This window comes from Arthrobacter sp. zg-Y1219, from assembly GCF_030125545.1.
In the GTDB taxonomy this organism is placed as follows: domain Bacteria; phylum Actinomycetota; class Actinomycetes; order Actinomycetales; family Micrococcaceae; genus Arthrobacter_B.
Map to the genome: position 1 here is coordinate 24498 of NZ_JASKLY010000006.1, position 6159 is coordinate 30656.

The 6159-nt window shown below is 64.7% G+C and carries 5 protein-coding genes; all 5 read left to right on the forward strand.

Annotation, left to right across the window (positions count from 1 at the left end; genetic code table 11):
* The first annotated feature begins 39 nt into the window (after positions 1-39).
* The 5 genes from QNO00_RS03685 to QNO00_RS03705 all read left to right on the forward strand — a co-directional run bounded on the left by QNO00_RS03685 (position 40) and on the right by QNO00_RS03705 (position 6043).
* Entirely contained in the window at positions 40-1092 is a 1053-nt protein-coding gene (locus QNO00_RS03685; RefSeq protein WP_284023669.1) for a hypothetical protein, read from the forward strand.
* A 214-nt stretch (positions 1093-1306) separates the two neighbouring features.
* A complete protein-coding gene (locus QNO00_RS03690) occupies positions 1307-2008 on the forward strand; it encodes a fasciclin domain-containing protein (RefSeq protein WP_269439147.1) in 702 nt (233 codons plus the stop codon).
* Positions 2009-2301: 293 nt separating this feature from the next.
* The gene (locus tag QNO00_RS03695) at positions 2302-3999 is read left to right on the forward strand and encodes an ABC transporter substrate-binding protein (RefSeq protein WP_229965270.1); all 1698 of its coding nucleotides are present in this window, start codon (positions 2302-2304) and stop codon (positions 3997-3999) included.
* 98 nt (positions 4000-4097) lie between these two features.
* A complete protein-coding gene (locus tag QNO00_RS03700; protein WP_284023670.1) occupies positions 4098-5102 on the forward strand; it encodes an ABC transporter permease in 1005 nt (334 codons plus the stop codon).
* Complete coding sequence (locus QNO00_RS03705) at positions 5099-6043, forward strand: ABC transporter permease (protein ID WP_229965268.1); 945 nt, start codon at positions 5099-5101, stop codon at positions 6041-6043. Before QNO00_RS03700 ends, QNO00_RS03705 begins: the two co-directional genes overlap by 4 nt.
* Positions 6044-6159 lie beyond the last annotated feature (116 nt).

A 6159-nucleotide genomic window follows, 5' to 3' on the forward strand; every position in this document is an offset into this window, starting at 1 on the left:
GGTTGAGCCAGTGGCACCTTATTCGAGGAGGCCCCGTTTATGGACACCGTTGCGGACGCCGACGCCAACACCAAGGACAAACCTCCTCCGCCCTGGTACCTGCGCGGAAAGTCCCTCATCATTGGCGCCGGCGCAGTGGCGACCGCGATCACCGCCGTCTTGGGACTGTGGGACCGCTTTGACCCCCCGGATGACAAAGATACGGCGACCGTTGAACTGCTCCAGCTGTTAAGGGCGTCGGACCTTCGTGATTTCAACGCTGTACAGCTCGGCACCGCCCTCCCCCTGAAAACTGCCCAAGACACGAACGCCCGGCAGCTGCCCGCTGGGGGTCACGCAGCAGCAGTTCCGGGATTCTCGACAGCATTCCCGCCCAACCCGTCGCTTCCGCCGGCCGTCACGGTGCCGCCGACGCCGGTTCCGCCGGCCGTCACGGTGCCGCCGACGCCGGTTCCCGGGCCCCCTGCCACCGAGCCTGAAACATCCCCGCCTCCGACCTTTGCCACCCCTTCTTCCACCTCTTCACCCAGCACCTCAGCCGGCTGGACGGAGTCACCCGAATGGACCGAGGAGTTTGAGCTGGAGGTGGTGGAGGATCCGGTGCTGACAATGATGGGCTATGACCTCAAACCTGAGGACTTAAGGGTTTTTCCAGCCGTGGGAAACCAATCCCTGGGACTCACCGCCAGCACTGAGCAAGCCGTTGAACCTGCCGTCGGTGCCGGCACGTCGCCGGCCCCGGCGGATGTCGCAACCCAAATAGTTGAGATGCTCAGCACGGTCGAGGGTACCGACAGCGCCGGCAACCCGGCACCACGAGGCTGGACAGTTGCTGTGGATCTGACCCTTGAAGGCCTGGAGGGAGTGCCCCTTCTGCTGACGTGGTCGCTCGACGGCATCGATGTACCGCATTTATGGTTAGCCGAGAGCCTGGCCTACCGGGTTGAAGCCGACACGGACAGCGCCGCCGGAACAGCGGAAATATGGGTTCCTGACTTGATCCCGCCGGGCACTTACGAAGTGAATGTCAACCTTATCTACGAATCAACCGGCGCCCCCGTCGACTCCGGTTCGCGGCCGGTCCCGGACTAAAACCACCTCCTTCTGCAGGCCCTCGCCCCGCCACTCGCGCCCCGCCGAGCCGAGCCTCCCAAGTCCCTGCTGTGACCTGGCTCAAAACTTTTCCAGCCCGTCACCCATCCGGCCGGAGCCCCGGGCCGAAGACCTTCTGAGACCTCGCCCCAAGAGGTGTTCACACCAACCACGAGGTCCCGCCAGACGGACCCTCGCCAGAAGGAGAAAAACAATGGCTTTCAAGACCCGCCGGAACATGTCCATCCTCGGAATCGCCGCTGTCTCCATGCTGGGCATGGCCGCCTGCAGCACCGACTCCTCCGATACCTCCTCCGAGAGCTCCGAATCGGGCATGGCCTCGGAGTCCAGCATGTCCCCCTCCGCTTCGGAGCCCATGAGCCCCGACGCAACCGCCAGCGAGTCCATGAGCGCCGATCCGGCGGCCAACCTCGTCGGCGCCAGCTGCGCCGACTACGCGGCGGCCGTTCCCGAAGGAGCGGGGTCCATCCAGGGAATGTCGCTTGACCCGGTAGCCACTGCCGCGTCGAACAACCCCATGCTGACCACGCTGACCGCAGCCGTCTCGGGCCAGCTGAACCCGGAGGTCAACCTGGTCGATACCCTGAACGGTTCGGAGTTCACGGTGTTCGCACCCACCGATGAGGCCTTCGCCAAACTGGATCCGGCCACCCTCGAGACGCTGAAGACGGATCCGGATCTGCTCTCCAGCATCCTCACCTATCACGTGGTTCCGGGCCAGATGGCCCCTGAGGAACTCTCCGGCATGTACGCCACGGTGAATGGTGCTGAAGTCGACGTCACCGGGTCCGGCGACAGCCTGATGGTGAACGAGTCCGCCGTCGTCTGCGGCGGCGTCCAGACCGAGAACGCTACGGTCTACCTGCTGGACACCGTCCTGATGCCTCCGATGTAGTCCGGGCGGCACCAAACCCGGCACAGCACAGATCCACCTCCGACAAAGGCGGGCGCCCCACCAAGGCGCCCGCCTTTGTCGTGACCAAATTGTGACCGCGCCGGGACTTGAAATGCGAACTGGCGCCCCGGCACCCATTAGGCTCTGTCCCATATGTTTGTGGCGTGCAACACACTTGCCCCAAAAAGAACCGCTCAAAAAACCGCTCCACCTGCCACGGACACCACAGCACACCCTGCACGATGCACCGCACGGCATCCGCGCGGGTAACACTCGCCCAGAGGAGTAGAACCATGTCACTTGCCGGCCGAACTACGAATGGCTCCCGCCCCAGGCGGCGGGCCGCCGCCATCACCGCAGGCGTTGCCCTGAGCGCCTTGATTCTGTCCGGCTGCGCCCAGAGCGAGCGCGAGGAAGGGTCCGACGACGCCGGTACCTCCTCCGAAGTGGACGGAACCTTTGTCTTCGCGGCTTCCTCCGACCCCAAGACGCTGGATCCCGCGTTTGCCTCCGACGGTGAGTCCTTCCGTGTCAGCCGCCAGATCTTCGAGGGCCTGGTCGGCGTGAAGCCGGGAACCGCCGATCCGGAGCCGCTGCTGGCCAAGTCCTGGGAAACGTCCGAGGATGCGCTCACCTACACCTTCGCTCTTGAGGAAGGTGTCACGTTCCACGACGGCACCGCCTTCAACGCGGAAGCCGTCTGCGCCAACTTTGACCGCTGGTACAACTTCACCGGCATCCAGCAGGAGGAGAGCCTGGCGTATTACTACAGCAAGCTCTTCAAGGGCTTCGCCGATACCCCGGAGACCGCAACCTACAAGTCCTGCGAAGCGACCGGTGACGCCGAGGCCGTGGTGACCCTGGCCAAGCCGTTCGCCGGCTTCATTGCCGCCCTTTCGCTCCCGGCCTTCTCGATGCAGAGCCCGACGGCGATGGAGGAGTATGACGCCAACGCCGCCTCCGGCACTGCCGAGGCACCGACGCTGAGCGAGTATGCCAAGGACCACCCCACCGGAACCGGTCCCTTCAAGTTCGACGCCTGGGACGTGGGCAACCAAATCACCCTCGCCGCAAACGAGGACTACTGGGGCGAGCAGGGCCAGGTCACCGACATCATCTTCCGCGTCATCGATGACCCCAACTCCCGCCGCCAGTCCCTGGAGGCCGGCACCATCGACGGCTACGACCTGGTGGCCCCGGCGGACACTCAGAAGCTGGCCGACGCCGGCTACAACGTGATTACCCGCGAACCGTTCACCATCCTGTACCTGGGCATGAACCAGAAGGTGGAGGAGCTGGCGAATCCGCTGGTCCGCCAGGCCATTGCCCACGCCATTGACAAGCAGGCGCTGGTGGACCAGACCCTGCCCGAGGGCACCAAGGTGGCCAACCAGTTCATTCCCGACGTCGTCAACGGCTACAACGAGGACGTCACCGAATACGAGTACGATCCGGAAAAGGCCAAGGATCTGCTGGCCGAGGCCGGCTACCCTGACGGCTTCACCGTGGACTTCAACTACCCCACCGGTGTCTCGCGCCCGTACATGCCCACCCCGGAGCAGGTCTACACCAACATCACCGCCCAGCTTGAAGAGGTTGGCATCAAGGTCACCCCGCAGCCGAACAAGTGGTCCCCGGATTACCTGGACCGCGTCCAGGTGGGCGAAGACCACGGCATCCACCTGCTGGGCTGGACCGGCGACTACAACGACACCGACAACTTTGTCGGCGTGTTCTTCGGCGGAGAGAAGCCCGAGTTCGGCTTCAACAACCCGGAGCTCTTCGCATCCCTCGAGGAGGCCCGCCAGATAAGCAGCCTGGAGGAGCAGACCCCGCTGTACGAGCAGATCAACGAGGACATCGCCCAGCTCGTTCCTGCCGTGCCGCTGGCCCACCCGGCCCCTTCGCTGGCATTCAACGAGCGCGTGGAGTCCTACCCGGCCAGCCCGGTCAGCGACGAAGTGTTCAACCAGATCAAACTCACCAAGTAGCAGCACGCGGGCCGGGGTTCCTTCGGGACTCCCCGGCCCGCTTTCTGTCCCCCACCCTCCTCCTCCAGCCGGTTTTCATCCGCTGAGAAAGGACATCTGTGCTGCAAGTCATCGGCAAACGCCTTCTCATGCTGATTCCCACCCTTATTGGGCTGTCCATCCTTTTGTTCGTCTGGGTCCGCAACCTTCCCGGCGGTCCGGCCACCGCACTCCTCGGAGACAAGGCCACGCCCGAGGCGGTGGCCGCGATCAACGCCGCCTACGGCTTTGACCGGCCGATGCTGGAGCAGTACTTCACCTATGTGGGCAAGCTCCTGCAGGGCGATTTCGGCACTTCCATCGTCACCGGACGCCCCGTCCTCGAAGAGTTCGCGACCCGCTTCCCCGCCACCCTGGAACTCGCAGTGGTCGCGCTGATCTTCGCCATCGGCATCGGCATCCCGCTGGGCTACCTCGCGGCCACTCACTACGGCCGCTTCTGGGACCATTCCTCGGTGGTGCTCTCCCTGGTCGGCATCACCATTCCCGTGTTCTTCCTGGCCTTCATCCTCAAATGGCTGCTGGCCATCCAGCTGCCGGTGTTTCCCCCGGACGGCCGGCAGGACCCCCGCATTGACGCCACCCATGTCACTGACTTCTATGTGCTGGACGGCCTGCTGACGCGGGAATGGGACGCGTCCTGGGACGCTGTCATGCACCTGGTCCTTCCGGGAATCGCGCTCGGCACCATTCCGCTGGCCATTATTGTCCGCATCACGCGGGCCTCGGTCCTGGAAGTCCAGGGTGCTGACTACGTCCGCACCGCCCGGGCCAAGGGCCTGATGGAAAAAACCATCCGCGGCCGCTTTGTGCTCCGCAACGCCATGCTCCCCGTGACCACAACCATCGGCCTGCAGACCGGACTCCTGATTTCGGGTGCCGTCCTGACCGAGACCGTCTTTGCCTTCAGCGGCGTCGGGCGGTTCCTGCGCGATGCCATCTTCAATCTGGACTATCCAGTCCTGCAGGGATTCATTATTTTCATCGCCATAGCCTATTCACTGATCAATCTGCTGGTTGACGTTTCCTATGGCTTTATCGACCCGAGGGTGAGGGTGCAATGAGTACGGTTCTCCCACCGGCGCCCGGCGGCGCCATCCGGCCCGACGAGCCCGCAGCAACAGCCGACGTCCGGGGCAGCGGGATGTGGCAGTCGGCCTTTGCCCGGCTGCGGCACAATCCGGCAGCTATCGCTGGAGCGGTGATCGTCGGCGTCTTCATCCTGGTTGCCCTGCTGGCTCCGCTGCTGGCACCGTTCGGCGGCGACGATCTGCCCGGACGAACCGACATCACGCCCACCAGCATTCCCGGACCGGGCGACATAGCCGGCTATCCGCTGGGGCTGGACCGTTTTGGCGGCGATGTCCTGTCCAAGCTGATCTGGGGCGCCCGCGCCTCGCTGATCATCGGCATCGTCTCCACCGCCCTCGGCCTGGCCGGCGGGATGCTGCTCGGTGTCATTGCCGGCGGGCTGGGCGGCTGGGTGGACAACGTCATCATGCGGTTCGTTGACATCCTGCTCTCCGTTCCGAACCTGCTGCTGGCCGTCAGCATTGCCGCGATCCTGGGGCAGAACACCTACGCGATCATGATCGCCATCGGGGTGTCGCAGGTGCCCATCTTCGCCCGCCTGCTGCGATCGTCAATGATCTCCCAGCGCAGCGCCGACTACATTCTCTCGGCACAGTCGCTGGGCCTGAGCCGGCGCACCATCACCATGAGCCACCTGCTGCCCAACAGCATGGGCCCGGTGATCGTGCAGGGAACCCTGACCCTGGCCACCGCCGTGATTGACGCAGCAGCCCTGTCCTTCCTGGGGCTGGGCGGCGGCAAGCCGCAGACCGCGGAGTGGGGACGCATGCTCACCTACGCGCAGAACGAGCTGGCCGTGGCGCCGCAGCTGGCGTTCCTGCCGGGCATCTGCATCGCCGTGACGGCACTGGGCTTCACCCTTTTGGGCGAGTCGCTGCGCGAGGCATTGGATCCCAAGACCCGCAAAAAGTAGGCAGCTTCCGGCACCTGCACGACGCAAAAAACACGACGCAAAAGACAGGCAGAGGTGGCGCCCCCCCGGGGGGCGCCGCAGCCCGGGGGTGGGGCCCTGGGCCCCGGGATATCCGG

What these genes read in the sequence shown, in the direction of transcription:
- QNO00_RS03690 (WP_269439147.1), top strand. Translation starts at nt 1,307, where the DNA reads ATGGCTTTCAAGACCCGCCGGAACATGTCCATCCTCGGAATCGCCGCT.
- QNO00_RS03695 (WP_229965270.1), top strand. Translation starts at nt 2,302, where the DNA reads ATGTCACTTGCCGGCCGAACTACGAATGGCTCCCGCCCCAGGCGGCGG.
- QNO00_RS03705 (WP_229965268.1), top strand. Translation starts at nt 5,099, where the DNA reads ATGAGTACGGTTCTCCCACCGGCGCCCGGCGGCGCCATCCGGCCCGAC.
- QNO00_RS03685 (WP_284023669.1), top strand. Translation starts at nt 40, where the DNA reads ATGGACACCGTTGCGGACGCCGACGCCAACACCAAGGACAAACCTCCT.